13 protein-coding genes are annotated in these 16,268 nt (G+C 31.7%); 6 read left to right on the top strand and 7 right to left on the bottom strand.

All coding sequences use genetic code 11. From position 1 onward, the window contains the following. Positions 1 to 65: 65 nt before the first annotated feature. Positions 66 to 974, top strand: a complete 909-nt coding sequence (locus KA830_RS07075; protein ID WP_046207855.1) for a COX15/CtaA family protein — start codon at positions 66 to 68, stop codon at positions 972 to 974. A gap of 62 nt (positions 975 to 1,036) precedes the next feature. Here the strand turns inward: KA830_RS07075 and KA830_RS07070 are convergent, their stop codons facing one another. The 3 genes from KA830_RS07070 to KA830_RS07060 all read right to left on the bottom strand — a co-directional run bounded on the left by KA830_RS07070 (position 1,037) and on the right by KA830_RS07060 (position 6,729). Continuing rightward, complete coding sequence (locus KA830_RS07070) at positions 1,037 to 4,492, bottom strand: pyruvate carboxylase (RefSeq protein ID WP_204180096.1); 3,456 nt, start codon at positions 4,490 to 4,492, stop codon at positions 1,037 to 1,039. A 368-nt stretch (positions 4,493 to 4,860) separates the two neighbouring features. Continuing rightward, a complete protein-coding gene (gene ftsW, locus KA830_RS07065; protein ID WP_046207857.1) occupies positions 4,861 to 6,096 on the bottom strand; it encodes a cell division peptidoglycan polymerase FtsW in 1,236 nt (411 codons plus the stop codon). Positions 6,097 to 6,453: 357 nt separating this feature from the next. Further along, positions 6,454 to 6,729: an Fpa/YlaN family protein gene (locus tag KA830_RS07060; RefSeq protein WP_019469266.1), complete on the bottom strand. Its 276-nt coding sequence runs from the start codon at positions 6,727 to 6,729 to the stop codon at positions 6,454 to 6,456. A gap of 344 nt (positions 6,730 to 7,073) precedes the next feature. On the opposite strand from KA830_RS07060, the gene KA830_RS07055 reads away from it, so the two are divergent. Both KA830_RS07055 and KA830_RS07050 read left to right on the top strand, forming a co-directional pair. Beyond that, positions 7,074 to 7,556, top strand: a complete 483-nt coding sequence (locus KA830_RS07055) for a hypothetical protein (protein ID WP_046207858.1) — start codon at positions 7,074 to 7,076, stop codon at positions 7,554 to 7,556. Continuing rightward, on the top strand, positions 7,557 to 7,730 hold the full coding sequence (locus tag KA830_RS07050; protein ID WP_073342466.1) for a DUF2197 domain-containing protein: 174 nt from the start codon (positions 7,557 to 7,559) through the stop codon (positions 7,728 to 7,730). Between the two features lie 613 nt (positions 7,731 to 8,343). On the opposite strand, the gene typA is transcribed toward KA830_RS07050, so the two are convergent. Beyond that, positions 8,344 to 10,191, bottom strand: coding sequence for a translational GTPase TypA (typA, locus tag KA830_RS07045; RefSeq protein WP_046207859.1), 1,848 nt, complete (start codon positions 10,189 to 10,191; stop codon positions 8,344 to 8,346). 100 nt (positions 10,192 to 10,291) lie between these two features. Between typA and KA830_RS07040 the strand changes: the two genes are divergently transcribed. Next, the gene (locus KA830_RS07040) at positions 10,292 to 10,483 is read left to right on the top strand and encodes a DUF5325 family protein (protein ID WP_046207860.1); all 192 of its coding nucleotides are present in this window, start codon (positions 10,292 to 10,294) and stop codon (positions 10,481 to 10,483) included. 193 nt (positions 10,484 to 10,676) lie between these two features. On the opposite strand, the gene KA830_RS07035 is transcribed toward KA830_RS07040, so the two are convergent. Continuing rightward, complete coding sequence (locus KA830_RS07035) at positions 10,677 to 11,492, bottom strand: inositol monophosphatase family protein (protein WP_046207861.1); 816 nt, start codon at positions 11,490 to 11,492, stop codon at positions 10,677 to 10,679. Between the two features lie 246 nt (positions 11,493 to 11,738). Between KA830_RS07035 and KA830_RS07030 the strand changes: the two genes are divergently transcribed. Next, complete coding sequence (locus tag KA830_RS07030) at positions 11,739 to 12,350, top strand: YktB family protein (RefSeq protein WP_046207862.1); 612 nt, start codon at positions 11,739 to 11,741, stop codon at positions 12,348 to 12,350. A 403-nt stretch (positions 12,351 to 12,753) separates the two neighbouring features. Here the strand turns inward: KA830_RS07030 and KA830_RS07025 are convergent, their stop codons facing one another. After that, positions 12,754 to 13,260, bottom strand: a complete 507-nt coding sequence (locus KA830_RS07025; protein WP_046207863.1) for a DUF4064 domain-containing protein — start codon at positions 13,258 to 13,260, stop codon at positions 12,754 to 12,756. A gap of 238 nt (positions 13,261 to 13,498) precedes the next feature. On the opposite strand from KA830_RS07025, the gene KA830_RS07020 reads away from it, so the two are divergent. Further along, positions 13,499 to 14,824: an Nramp family divalent metal transporter gene (locus KA830_RS07020; protein ID WP_064209130.1), complete on the top strand. Its 1,326-nt coding sequence runs from the start codon at positions 13,499 to 13,501 to the stop codon at positions 14,822 to 14,824. A gap of 225 nt (positions 14,825 to 15,049) precedes the next feature. On the opposite strand, the gene auxB is transcribed toward KA830_RS07020, so the two are convergent. Further along, positions 15,050 to 16,243, bottom strand: coding sequence for a lipoteichoic acid stability factor AuxB (gene auxB / locus KA830_RS07015; protein WP_210134157.1), 1,194 nt, complete (start codon positions 16,241 to 16,243; stop codon positions 15,050 to 15,052). Positions 16,244 to 16,268 lie beyond the last annotated feature (25 nt).

Raw genomic sequence — 16,268 nt, 5'->3', positions numbered from 1 at the left:
GTTGTTATCATTTGAGCTGAACCATTACTCATATTCTGTTTTATTTATTTGTGGGGGGTTAATTCTTGTTTAACAAAAAAAACCTGAAATGGTTATCTGTATTGGCAGCGATAATAATGGCATTTGTACAGCTAGGAGGTGCCCTAGTTACTAAAACTGGTTCAGCTGATGGTTGTGGCTCTGACTGGCCGTTATGTCATGGTGCTTTTTTACCTCAAAATTTGCCTATACAAACAATAATTGAATTAAGTCATCGTGCAGTATCTGGTCTATCTTTAATTCTTGTTTTATGGCTAGTGATAGTTGCTTGGAAACATATTGGTTATATCAAAGAAGTTAAACCGTTATGCATGATTAGTATTGGTTTCTTATTATTACAAGCACTTGTTGGTGCAGCAGCAGTCATGTGGCAACAAAACGATTATGTTTTAGCGTTACATTTTGGTATTTCATTAATTTCATTTTCTTCAGTATTTGTTTTAGCGTTAATTATCTTTGAAGTAGACCGTAAATACGAAGCTGATGAATTATTTATTCGTAAACCACTTAGAATCTACACATGGATTATGGCAGTCATTGTATATTTAACGATTTATACTGGAGCTTTAGTTAGACATAAAGAAGCAAGTTTAGCTTATGGTCAATGGCCGCTTCCATTTAATGATTTAATACCTCATAACGTACAAGATTGGGTGAACTTCACTCACAGAGGTATGGCTTTAATCGCTTTTATTTGGATTTTAATTACGTTTATACACGCAATTAATAATTACAAAGAAAATCGAACAATTCGTTTTGGTTATACCGCTGCATTTATTTTAATAATTTTACAAGTGATTACAGGTGCTTTATCTATTATTACTGAAGTGAATTTATTAATTGCTTTATTGCACGCACTATTCATAACAATATTGTTTGGTTTAATTGCTTACTTTATTGTATTGATGCTAAGAACGATAAGAAGTGGCGGATAATCTACTTTAATTAACTTACAAAAATGCTGGGATACGTTAACCGTATCCCAGCATTTTTTAGTTTAATCTTCTTGCTCTTTTTCAATTTCTATTAATAAATCTCCTGTTTCAATCGCATCACCATTTTGTACTGTCACTTTTCTTAAGACACCATCAAATGGTGCTTGAATAGTTGTTTCCATCTTCATAGCTTCAGTAATCAATAATGCTTGCCCACTCGTCACAGATTCACCTTCTGTAATTTTAACTTCTGTAACTGATCCTGGCATTTGTGCACCAATATGATTTGGATTCAGTTTATCCGCTTTGGGTTTAACGCTGGCATTAGCTTTCACATTTTCATCTTGTATAAAGATACGTCTAGCCTGACCATTCATATCATAAAATATCGTACGTACGCCTTTTTCATCAGGTTCTGTAATCGTTTTAATTGTAATAATTAATCGTTTACCTGTATCAATCTCAATTTCTACAGTTTCATTTGCTCTCATGCCAAAGAAAAATGTTGGCGTATCTAGAAGTGATACATTGCCATATTGTTCTTGTGTCGAAATAAATTGTTCATAGACTTTAGGATATAACACATAACTGATTACATCTTGCTCAGTGACTTCTTTTTGTTGTTTTTCCTCTAATTCTTGTCTCACTGTTTCAAAATCGACTGGCTCTAAGTATTCTCCTGGTCGTTCAGTTAATGGTGTTTGACCTTTCAATATCACTTTTTGAAGGTCTTTATTGAATCCATTTACCGGCTGACCAATTTCTCCTTTAAAGAATGATACGACAGATTCAGGGAAATCTAATTTATATCCATCTTTTATTATCGTTTGTTCATCTAAATCATTTTGAACCATGTATAAAGCCATATCACCAACAACTTTTGATGAAGGTGTTACTTTAACAATATCACCGAATAAGAAATTAACACGTTTATACATATCTTTCACTTCATTAAATCTATTGCCTAAGCCTAAACTTTTCGCTTGTTGACGTAAATTCGAATATTGTCCACCTGGCATTTCATGTTGATAAATTTCTGTGTTAGGTGACTTAATATCACTTTCGAAATCGCTATAGTATTGACGTACAGTACCCCAATAATGTGATAATTCTTCCATACCATCAATATCTGCACGCATGCTTCTACCGAAACCATTCAGTGCATAATACAACGAATTACCACTAGGTTGACTGGTTAAACCACTCATAGATGCAACTGCTGTGTCAATGACATCTACACCTGCATCTATAGCTTCTTTATAAGTTAATAGCCCATTTCCGCTTGTATCATGTGTGTGTAAATGAATTGGTAAATTGACCGCTGCTTTTAATTCACCGATTAATTCATACGCAGCTTTTGGTTTTAATAAACCGGCCATATCTTTAATTGCTAAAATGTGGAATCCTTCTGATTCAAGTGTTTTCGCCATATTTATATAGTAATCTAATGTGTAAATATCAGAACGATTACTATTTAAGAAATCACCTGTATAGCAAATAGCGCCCTCTGAAATCTTACCTGCTTCTTGAACGGCTTCATTTGCCACTTTCATTTGATCTATCCAATTTAATGAATCAAATATGCGGAAGACATCTATACCTGCATCAGCACTTTCTTTCACAAATTTTTTAATGACATTATCTGGATAGTTTTTATAGCCAACAGCGTTAGATGCACGTAAAAGCATTTGGAATAAAACGTTTGGAATAGCTTTTCTTAATCTTTCAAGTCTTTCCCACGGATTTTCTTTTAAGAAGTTGTAAGCAACATCAAATGTTGCGCCGCCCCACATTTCTAATGAAAAACTATCTTTCATTACTTCTGCTGTTTTAGAAGCAATATTCATCATATCTTTAGTTCGTACGCGTGTGGCCAACAATGACTGATGTGCGTCTCTGAACGTTGTATCTGTAATTAATACATCTTCTTGTTGTTTTAACCATTCCGCAACTGCTTGTGGCCCTTTATGATCTAATAACTGCTTTGTACCTTCAAATTTTTCGACAACCTTTTTTGGAACCTGAGGAATTGGCGACGTTTCATAAATCGGTTTCGGCCTTTTTTCTACGTTAGGAAAACCATTGATAGATACATTACCTATATATTCTAATGTCTTTGTTCCTCTATCTAATGTAGGTTCAATATCAAATAACTCAGGTGTACTTTCGATAAACTTAGTCGTGTAATCTCCGGTCTTGAATTGAGTATTTCTCATTACATTAATTAAAAATGGCACATTAGTTTTCACGCCACGAATGCGCATTTCTTGTAATGAACGGTCCATTTTTTCATTTGCTTGTTTAAACGTCATACCATGTGTAGATAATTTTACAAGTAATGAATCATAATATGGTGAAATCTCGGCACCTTGGAAACCATCACCAGCGTCAAGTCTGACACCAAAGCCACCACTTGAGCGATAAGCAATAATTCTACCAGTATCTGGCATAAAGTCATTTGTTGGATCTTCCGTTGTAATACGACATTGAATCGCATAGCCTAATGTTTGAATATCTTTTTGTTGTGGCATGCCTATTTCATCATCAAATAGTTTTTCACCATCTGCTACAAGAATTTGAGTTTTAACAATATCTACACCAGTTACCATCTCAGAAATTGTATGCTCAACTTGTACACGAGGGTTAACTTCTATGAAATAGAAATCGTCTCCAGATACTAAAAATTCAACTGTACCAGCATTTACATATTCAATATTTTCCATTAATTGAATCGCAGCATCACATATACGCTCTCTTAAATCATCAGTAAGTGCAACAGATGGCGCAACTTCAACAACTTTCTGATGTCGTCTTTGGACAGAACAATCACGTTCATATAAATGAACGATGTTTCCATGTTCATCACCAATGACTTGTACTTCAATGTGTTTTGGATTATCTATATATTTTTCAATATAAACTTCACTATTACCAAAAGATTTCTCTGCTTCAGATTTTGCTCTGTGAAATGCTTCTTCCAATTCATCTTCTGAACGCACAATACGCATACCCTTACCGCCGCCACCGCTTGTAGCTTTAATCATCAATGGGTAGCCAGCTTCATTTGCAAAAGCAATTGCATCGGATTGATTATCAATTGGTCCATCTGTACCTGGAATAACTCTTAAATCAGCATTTATAGCTGTCGTTCTTGCCTTAACTTTATCCCCAAACATGTCTAGATGTTCGACACGTGGGCCGATAAACTTTATCCCCTCTTCTTGACAGCGTTTAGCAAAAGTTTCATTTTCACTTAAAAATCCATAACCAGGATGAATTGCGTCCACTCCTGCACGTTTCGCAACATCTAAAATGCGCTCTATATCCAAATATGATTCTGCTGGTCCTAAATCTTTCCCAACTAAATATGACTCATCAGCTTTATATCTATGTAAAGACCCTTTATCTTCGTTTGAATAAATCGCAACTGTTTTAATATTCAATTCTGTTGCAGCCCTAAAAATTCTTATTGCTATCTCTCCACGATTGGCTACCATAAGTTTATTAATTTGTTTCAAATCATGGTCCCCCTTAAATTTTGAATTTTCTAAAAAGTTGAATATAAAATTGATTATAGCAAAATACGAACTATGTATACAGTAAAATAGTTTTCACATTATTTAAAATTACAATAAAACCATTACTTTTATTTTAAAGATAAGACTAACTATTTTATTGTAATTAACACTGAAAAAATGGATACCTATCGTATTTAAGAGAGATTATATCACAAAAACAACATAATATAAAGTTATCATTATTAATAACTTAAACTTATCAAAAGAGTTACACTTATTAACTTTTTCAAAAGTAGCTTGTACAGATAAAAAAATAAGCAAACGTTTCCAACATTTGCATGTTGAATCGTTTGCTTATTTTGCACGTATTAATTATTTTTTGGCACGCTAAAATTTTTAGTATGTTTACGTTGCTGTCTTCTTTTCGATTCATCTACTTTAATTTGTTTAGCTGTAATTAACAATAGTCCCATTGCAATACTTAAGCTAATCATTGATGACCCACCAAAGCTAATAAATGGTAACGGGACACCAGTTAAAGGTATCGTGCCTGAAATACCACCTAAATTGACAAATGTTTGACTACCTATATAACTCGCAACACCTACACAAACTAATTTATAAAAGTATGAGCTTGTTTTACTCGCAAGTTCAAATGCACGATATACAATAAAGAATAATAGGCAAATGACAATTAGCCCTCCAACAAGTCCAAGTTCCTCACAAATAATAGAGAAAATAAAGTCAGTATGTGGTTCCGGCAAATAACCTAATTTCATAATACTATTTCCTAAACCACGGCCTAACAATCCTCCATTACCAATTGCAATTAATGAATTAGAAATGTGGTAACCTGTGCCACCTTCATTACTAAATGGATCTGTAAGGGTACTGAATCTAGCCGTTAAATAATCTGGCACGAGCCCTATGAGTAAAAATAAGCCACCAATAAGTACAACACCTGTAAGAACAATTAAACCATATTTTAACGATTTTTGAACGCCAATACCTGCATAAAATAAGATTGAGAAAAAAATTATTAAAATTAATAATGTTTGCCCTACATCGCGCTGTAAAAACACAAGGCCAATACAAATAGCAGATAAAATGATTGGTGAAGTCATTAATTTAGGATTTTTAAAAACTTTTGGCCTTTTCTTTTCAATCATATATGGAATATATAATATCAAAGCAATTTTCAACAGTTCTGAAGCTTGTAAATTCATAAAGCCTAAATTAATCCAACTTTTCGAACCATTAATATTACTTCCTACTAAAAGTGTTGCCATTAATAATAAGATAATCCCAAGCATCATCCATTTTTGAAACTTAATTGTTTCCAAAAACTTCACATTCATCACAAAAGCCATAATAAAAACAAGAATGATACTCATAATTACGTACATTAATTGCCTAGTGTAAAAATATGTTCCTGTCACAGGTACACCGCCTGTTAAAGAACCTTTAGTGGCTGCAACCATACTTGCACTATATACCATAACTAAGCCAATGAGACATAACAACAAATATGTAATTACTAACGGATAATCAATATATTTAGCATTCTTGCTAATATATTGAAAAAAACTCTTTATGTTATTCATTCGACATATCATCCAATTCTATTTTATATATTCTTTACATATTAATCATTTTTAATAAAAGTTTCAGAAACGTTACGTTATTCTAAAAACCGAAATTGTTTTTTAAATTAATTGTACCTTTAACAGTATATCAAAAATTGTATTCATTTTTCGAACAAATATAATTTGTTGTTCAATCATTAATATACTAATACATCCTTTGTTATCAAACAAAAAAAGTGGCTACGATACAATCAATATAATATTGACATCTTAGCCACTTCAAATATCTTATGTAGTTTTTTAACTACTTAATTTCACTTTATATCATTTTATTTAGTAAAAATAAATTTATACTTTTAAAATTACTGAATCCAATTAAACGTTTGTAAATGCCTCATGCAATTTGGACAATTCTTTTTCTAAACGAAGCATTAAATCTTTGCCCGCTTCTCTGTCTACCAAGCCTAGTTCAACAGCAAAATCAACTTCTTTTTGTAAACCAAACATTTGCGTATCAAGAACTTCTTCATACAATGGGCATTGAGGTAATGTAAGATTATCCATTTGAACTTTGATCAATTGAAGAATCCTGTCTGCATCTTTATTTAATTGGTCATATGCCGCACTGTTTAATTTTTGGCCCTTTACCATGACATACTCCCCCTATCAATTGTAACTTTATATGTAAAAGTTTATCTTACTGATACAGAAAAAGCAAGCGAATTCAGTAATATACTAAGGCTAGTTATTTATGATAATATTAGAAATAGTGATATATTTAGTTTAGTTACATATATAATTAATGAAACGAACTACACAAATCATTGTGCTATGAGCGTTCAAGCAATTAGACATTTTTATTTATATGAAGCATCTCATATGATATAAACTATTTAATTACGTCTAAATTCACAAAAATGTCAATTATTGTAACGGCTGAACTTTTTGTCGATTCGTTTTATTTAAAATTTTTATAATACATTAGGAGTGGGATTATGATTCAAATTAAGGGTGAAGTTAAATTTCCAATTACTTTAGATAGTACAACTTGGATATTTGATGATAGAAAAGTTAAATTAGAAGATTTAGAGAGTGGTGTTTTTGACGGCACTAAACCAATCAATTTCGATGACAATCGGGAATGGAATCGTGCAATTTTAGAAGGACAAACAAATCCTCCAACACTTAATTCAGAAATTAAATATAGAAAAAGAGCAGTTTTAGAAAATTCATTTGTAATTAATATGTCACCATTTTTCAAAAATGCTGAGCCTTATGATCATGCGAAAGCAATACGTTTATTTAATGATAATGACTCAATAGAAGTGCCAATAGATTTACTACCATATCTTTTCTTCCAATTCGCTCGTGATGGTAAAAGACTTTATGAGGATAACTTCGTAGATAGTTTTGTCTATATTCCAGAACAAGGTTATTCATATGAGTTCAAGTATGTTACTCACATCGAGGTGATTTAAATGATAAAAGTGCAATGTATTATCTGTGATACCGAAGTATTCATTGATCAAAATACATTAGAAGCTAAAAGATTAAGAAATGATCCAATGCACACTTTTATGTGCGACGAATGTAAAAGTCGTCTGGATACACCAAAACAACGTAATCAAGCAACAACCTTCGACCATCGATAATCTATTTGTACAGACTTACACATCTTTTAAACCAAAAAGCAAAATATAGCTTCATCATATTAGCAATCATTAATAGCTTTGACCATCGTCATCGACTGTTAATATTTTATTAGTCAACTGGAACCTTAATCTTAAAATACGCCCTGTGAAAGTTTCTATCAATTTGAAACTTTTATAGGGTTTGTTTTATATCACCATTGCTTATCAATTAACTTTCTTGATGTGAAACAACACTAATCCTGTATACTCAAGCAACTCATGATATACTTTGAAGTTTTATCAGTAACTACTATTCTAGATTTCACGATTACTTATCAAATATATTCGCTACAAAATCAAAATATTTATCTATCATGAATAAATACAATTAAATGATTTAATTTGATGTCATGTGTATAAAAGTTATAAGTTAATATAACACCTCTGCTTTACTAAAACGCCTAATTAATTAAAAATCGAACTAATTATATTACCAAATACAGATCATTTTTACTACTTAACAAGTGAATATCATAAAAAAAGCAACATCAATCTCTATATTATTCCAATAGAAATTGACATTGCCATGTTAATCAAAAGTATTTATTGCTCCAATACTATGATGATTTACTAATTACTCTTCTTCTTGCATTAATTGTTTGATTCGTTTTGCTTCTTTTTCACGCGCTGCTTTTTCTAAAATTGTTTTTCTAATGCGAATCGTTTCAGGCGTTACCTCTACTAATTCATCATCATTGATAAATTGTAATGCTTCTTCTAAAGTTAATTTTCTTGGTCGTTTCATTGTAACTGTTTGATCTTTTGTAGCTGAACGTACGTTAGTTTGGTGTTTTTCTTTCGTAATATTTACTGTTAAGTCATTTTCACGATTGTGTTCACCGACAATCATACCTTCATATACTTCAGTACCTGGTTCCATAAAGTTCGTACCACGATCTTCTAATCCCATAATCGCATATGAACTTGCTTGACCTTTGTCCATAGACACAAGCGCACCATTTCTTCTACCGCCTATACGGCCTTTAACACGAGGTTTGAATTCTTCAAAAGTATGGTTAATAATACCGTAGCCACGTGTCTGTGACATAAACTCAGTAGTATAACCGATTAAACCACGTGCTGGAACCATAAATATCAGACGAGTTAAACCATTATCAGTAGTCACCATATCTAGCATTTCACCTTTACGTTGACCTAATGATTCTATGACAGCACCAGTATATTCTTGTGGTACTTCACATTGTACACGTTCGAATGGTTCACATTTAACGCCATCAATTTCTCTTAAGATAACTTGTGGTTTTGAAACTTGTAATTCATAACCTTCACGTCTCATATTTTCAATTAAAATAGATAAATGTAGTTCACCACGTCCTGCAACTATCCATTTATCTGGAGATTCTGTTTGAGTTACTTTTAATGATACATCTGTTTCTAATTGTTCATCTAAACGCTCTTGAATTTGACGAGACGTTACAAAGTCACCTTCACGTCCAGCAAACGGTGAGTTATTAACTCTAAATGTCATTTCCAATGTAGGTTCATCTATTCTAAGAACCGGTAAAGGCTCTTGATGATCATTAGGTGTTACAGTTTCACCTACGTTAATGTCTTCCATACCTGAAACAGCAATTAAATCGCCTGCATAAGCTTCTTCAATTTCTTCACGTTTTAATCCGAAATAACCGAAAATTTTAGTTACTCTGAAATTCTTTACAGAGCCATCTAATTTTAATAAAGATACACTATCACCAACACGCATCGTTCCTCTAAATACACGTCCTACACCAATACGTCCAACATAATCGTTATAATCCAACAATGCTATTTGGAATTGTAACGGTTCTTCTCTATTATCAATTGGCGCTGGCACATAATCAATAATTGTTTCGTAAAGTGATTGCATGTTTTCATCTTGTTTTTCAGAATCTAAACTTGCAGTACCATTAACAGCTGATGCATAAACAACAGGGAAATCCAATTGTTCATCATTAGCTTCTAATTCAATAAATAAATCTAAAACTTCGTCTACTACACCTTCAGGTCTAGCTTCAGGTTTATCAATTTTATTTACTACTACTACAGGTTTTAAATTTTGTTCAAGTGCTTTTTTTAATACGAAACGTGTTTGTGGCATTGTACCTTCATAAGCGTCTACAACTAAGATTACACCATCAACCATTTTCATAATACGTTCAACTTCGCCACCGAAATCGGCGTGTCCAGGTGTATCTAAAATGTTGATTCTGTTATCTTTATAATTAATTGCCGTATTTTTAGCAAGAATTGTTATGCCTCGTTCTCTTTCTATGTCGTTAGAATCCATTGCTCTCTCATCAACATGCTCATTTTCACGGAAAATTCCTGATTGTTTTAATAATTCATCTACTAATGTTGTTTTACCATGGTCAACGTGAGCGATGATTGCGATATTACGAACATCTTCTCTTATTTTAGTCATTTTATATAATTTCCTTTCTCGAGTAAATTCCCACTTTTCTTTGCAACTTTTTTATTATATCATATAATTGGTTAAAGAAAACTATAAAGGTGTGGTTGGGATGCAACAAAAAAAATCTAAATCAATATTCTGGGTACTCGCTATCATAGCTGTTATATTTTTGCTTTTGTTTAGCTTTAGTATCGCTGCTACAAATGTTCCAATGATGATTTTAACATTTATACTATTCATTGCAACATTTGGGTGCGGTTTCACTTTAAAAAAGAAATATCGTGAGAATAATTGGTTATAATTATAAAATAAATGAGGACAGAAAATCATTAAAAAATGTATTTTCTGTCCTTTTTTATATGTTAATTTTATTTAAAAATGCTTTAAAGTTTGTATTTAACACGCTACTAATTAAACCATCATTGACTTTCTGTATCACATCACTTACTTTAAAAGTTAAAATTTGATTAGTTATATGATTCAAAACAATCATCTTAATGTTTTAATCGTTTTTGTAATGCTTCTATCATTTCATTATTTTTTTGAAAATGAAATTCTAATAGTTCTGCATGTAATTGAGGATTTGCCATTACTATGGAACTCGGTTCATATATGGACAAGGCATTTCCCATTAAATCTGTGCCTATGCCACCTACTTCTTGCAAAATGATTAAACCACCAGCAAAATCCCAAGGTTGTAATCTAGGTGTAATGTAGCCTCCTAATTTACCCGTAGCTACATGAATAATTTCTAAGGCAGCCGAGCCATAAGCCCTCGCACTTCTAGCTTCATCCACAATTGGTTTGAACACTTCACCTAACTTTGGCTTTGTAAGCCAATTTGGATTAATACCAATTATACTTGTTTTTAAAGGACTCGATTGAATAGTAGATAACGAATTCCCATTTTCAAATGCACCATCTCCAACTTTTGCATGGTAAAGTTTATCATTTATGACATCGTATACAAATCCTGCATATGGTTTGCCGTCATTAAATATGCCTATAGAAATTGCAAAGTTTTCTTTTTGATGTACAAAATTCAACGTCCCATCGATTGGGTCAACAACCCATACAATACCTGATTCATCTTTAAGGTCGTGTCCATGTCCCTCTTCACCAATTACTAAATGTTCTGGATAAGTCTGCTTAATATTGTCAAAAATATACTTTTCAGTCGCTTTATCAACATTCGTCACTAAATCATTGGGATTTGACTTAGTTTCTATTTCTATACCTTGTTTCATGATTTTTTTTACATTGATGCCCGCTTCTAAAATAAGGCCTTTTGCAAACTCATAAACAGTCATTGTATCCCTCTCCTTTTTCACGACTCACTTTTCATTAATATTTAATAAGATAAAGTTCTATATATTTAAAATAGTCAATTGTATGTAATATCATATTAGTTAATAATACTATGTTTTTACCCTGATTCATAGGTTTATACACGTTTCTGTGCAATGTAATATCGTTCAAAGAAAAATGCAATGGCAATGTTTATAGAATAATATTGTGCTAAAATAAAAATAATAATTACATACTAGGAGGTTAAAATGGCTAAATATACATTTAAAGCAAACGATTTTAAAGCATTTACTGTTGATGGCTTAGATAACAGAATGGAAGCTTTGAATAAACATGTTCGACCACAATTACATGAATTAGGAGAATATTTTTCCCAATATTTAGAGGCAACAACAGGAGAAGTATTTTATCCTCACGTTGCTAAACATGCAAGACGAAGTGTAAATCCGCCTAAGGATACATGGGTTGCATTTGCAACTAACAATCGCGGTTATAAAATGTTGCCTCATTTTCAAATAGGTCTTTTTGAAAACCAATTATTTGTCATGTATGGTGTTATGCACGAAGCAAAAGATAAAGCGCAGCGTGTGAAGGTTTTTGAAGAACAATTTCAAACCCTTAAAAACTTACCATCCGATTATAGTTTAAGCTTGGACCACATGTCTCAAGAAAAAACTTACATCGCAAACATGTCAGACGATGATATACAAAGTGCAATTGATCGTGTTAAAAAAGTGAAAAAAGGTGAATTATTTGTTGCACGCACACTTGCCCCAAATGCGAATGAATTAAAAACAGATAAAGCTTTCTTAAACTTTTTAGAAGAGACTTTCGCACAGTTATTAAAATTTTATAAATAATGTTTAACTCCGATTCTATAAAGCAACCAAGGTATAAATAGCTTAGACCTTATAAAAAGAGTGGGACAGAAATTTATTATTATTAAAAAAATTCGTCGTCCCACTCCAGTCATGTTGATTAGAATTTAAAAAAGAATAATATGAAAGAGTTTAGGTCATCGTTGAGTCGACCTAGACTCTTTTTTATGTTAATAAATGTACTTTAACGTATTTCGTTAACTAACTTTAAATTAACGGACAGAAGCAAAAAAATATATTTATTTAATTTCTATGTCTGTATCCTTATTAAATCCAAAAATTATACTCATAACTAAACTGCTAACATAGACAATACTTTGTTAGCAGTTAGCGTATATTTTCAATTTTTTATAAATCTTTTAATGGTACGAATCGTTCACATAATTTAATAAATATATGGATCCTCATCTTTTTTCTTTTTTAATTCTTGCTCTGGATTCATGTCACTTTTTTGTCGTGGATCATTATTCTTGCCATTTTCACTATTGTCATTTGACTTCATTTGATATTGTGATTGAATTTTGTCTTTTTTTACTAACAGCATAATACCAGCAATTATCCAAAGTATTAATGCGATAAAATTACCAGTAAAAATACTAATTAAAGCCGCTGCAATTAAAAGACACCCAGCTAAAATTCTGTTTCCTTTAATTGTAAAAACACCACAGAATCCTAGAATCGTCGCGAATAATAAAAATCCACCTTGCATTAATATCGACGCTTTAAGTGCATCTGCTGATATAGACATACCTTGCTGTTCATATATTTGATTTAATGCTTCCTTGGATTCGGGAAAATTCAATAAAATTAACCCCAAAATCATGAGTATTAAAAATAATAAACTAAGACCGTTTGCAATCCAAGCAAGGATTTTTTCTGCTTTCCGATTCATCATTTTTTCCTCCTATTCTTTCATTATCACTATCATAGCAAATTTAACAATATTACAAAATTACAAAGTATTATTTTCTATATTTCAAAATATTAATTTACTAATAAAAAATTAAAAGCAGTAAAATTTTAACCTAACATTTTTTCTTTGTTAGGTTGACCTAATAATTTTTTTGGAGTAATCTATAAAAAGTTAGTTAGAAGTATAGGAGGTATCACTATTGACTAATAATATAAAAATGCATAATAAAAGTTTAGAAGAAATCAACAATACGGTTTCTATTAATACCAATGGTAAATTTAGTCAAAAGTTATTATCTTATTTAGGTCCAGGATTATTAGTAGCAGTTGGTTACATGGATCCAGGTAACTGGATTACTTCAATGCAAGGTGGTGCACAATTTGGATACATTTTGCTATTCGTCATTTTACTCTCTAGCTTATCAGCAATGTTACTACAAAGTATGACGGTAAGATTAGGAATAGCTACAGGTATGGATTTAGCACAAGCTACAAAATATTACTTAAATAAACCATTATCTTTTGTGTTTTGGATTATTGCTGAATTAGCAATTATTGCAACCGATATCGCAGAAGTAATCGGAAGTGCGATAGCATTAGATTTATTGTTTGGCATTCCATTACTTGTTGGTGCGCTTATCACCGTATTAGATGTATTTTTATTACTCTTTATTATGCGATTTGGTTTCCGAAAGATAGAAGCAATCGTAGGTACGTTAATTTTCACTGTACTTGTGATCTTTATATTTGAAGTGTTTATCGCTTCACCACATGTCAATGAGGTTTTAAGTGGTTTTGTACCAAGCAAAGAAATCATAACGAATAATAGCGCGTTGTTTATTGCACTTGGGATTATTGGTGCTACAATTATGCCACACAACTTATACCTACACTCTTCTATTGTGCAGTCAAGAATGTATGATAGAAATAGTCTAAAATCAAAAGCACATGCAATCAAATATGCTACAATGGATTCTAATATTCAACTTTCGATCGCATTTATTATTAATTGCTTATTACTTGTTTTAGGTGCAGCCTTATTTTATGGTGTTAACACTGATCAATTAGGTGGTTTCTACGATTTATATCATGCTTTACAAAACCAGCCTATATTAGGAGCTTCTATGGGGGCAATTATGAGTACCTTATTTGCAATTGCTTTATTAGCATCAGGCCAAAATTCTACAATTACTGGTACGATGGCTGGACAAATTGTAATGGAAGGTTTTTTACACCTCAAAATTCCAAATTGGTTACGTAGACTGGTTACACGTCTACTTGCAATTTTACCAATTATATTCTGTATCATTATTTTTAAAAGTGATGAAGCTAAAATTGAACAATTACTAGTATTTTCACAAGTATTTTTAAGTTTAGCTTTACCATTCTCATTAATACCTTTACAATTGGCGACAAACAATCGTTATTTAATGGGACAATTTAAAAACAGAACTTGGGTTAATACGATATCGTGGTTATTAATCATTATTTTAAGCTTATTAAATGTATATTTAATATTAGAAACATTTAAAGAACTTATGTAAACATATTACTTAAATATATACAGAGTAATAAAACAGCAATTTCTTTATTGAAGTTGCTGTTTTGTTTATTTTTAAATCTAATACCTTTGTTTAATGACGATTTCTGTATGTTTTCATTATTATAGTGATTTTGTGAACGGTCAAAATTGTCAAATATTCATATAAAAAAAGCAAATCCATTTTGGATTTGCTCTTTTTTGTGCATAGCATAATAAAATACATGATTTATTTTTCTTTATCTGTATCTGCTGCTTCGCTTTGCATATTCTTACTTGATTGGTTTTGTTCTTCATCACTCTCTGATGACTCTGCAGATTGACTTGTGATTTTCTTTCGTTCTTCAAAATTCATTCTTCGTTGATTAACTGCACTGGGTTGTTGTTTACGTCTTTCTTTTTCACGCTGTTTACGTGCTTTCTTTTCTTGCTTGATCCGAGCTTTTTCTTCTGCTTTTTCTTGTTTCATTCTGGCAGCTTCCTCAGCCTTTTCTTGCTTGATTCGCTGTTGTTCTTCATATGCTTCTTGTTGAAGTTGTTGTTCTTTTTCAAATGCTTCTTGTCTACGTCTAGCTTCTTCTTCAGAGGCTTGGCTATCAAAGTTTTGATCTGCTTGGTCGTTTTGAAGATTTTCATCATTATCATTTGACTGCTGTTTTGATTTATAATTGTATTTGGCTTGTCGAGATAGTACTTGAGGTTCTTCCTCTTTTGAATTGATATCCGAATTTACTTTATTAGCAACTTCGGAACTATACCCACCTCTTCTTAATTGTTGTTCTTGATTTGATGGTTGTTCTACGTCAGAAGTATCTTGTTGTGCTTTGTATTGTGGGTTTGGTTCTGGTCTTGGTTCTGTCCTTGGTTCAAGGTTTGGTTCTGCTTTTCTTTCTTGTCGATAGTCATTATAACCACCTTGATAACCACCTTGATAACCACCAGAATAATATGCTGGTATCATTTCTACTTTATCTTTGCGTGCAAACATCATAATTGCCACTATTAAAAATAGAATCGGTATAATGAGTGGTACAAATAACAGAACTAAAGGTAAAGTTACGATTGTAGCTATTAAAAATAAAAAACCAGATAATATTCTAATATTCATTGATATTAAAGCTAAAAATGATATTAATAAACAAACAATAAAATATACGATAACTGCCCATATACCATTTTGTAACCAAATAACGAATTGAATCGTATTTAATCCATTATTCGCCAGTATTTGCTGAATAAAATCATTACCATTTAACGATGTTTCTAAATTTTGAATAGAACTTTCACTACTAAAAGAAACTAGTGCAATAAACATTGTGATGATTGTTAATAATAGTAAGAATATCCAGCTCAACCAACCCAATACCTTTTCTGCTAGTCGACTCACTGGACGCCTAACTTGAGTATATTGTTCTCCTGACATTTCTATACAACTCCTTATACTACTT

Origin of the sequence: Staphylococcus sp. GDY8P119P, assembly GCF_017892075.1 — a bacterium.
GTDB lineage: Bacteria > Bacillota > Bacilli > Staphylococcales > Staphylococcaceae > Staphylococcus > Staphylococcus ureilyticus.
Note: the sequence above shows the minus strand (reverse complement) of the source record. Positions and strands in the feature narration are given on the sequence as shown.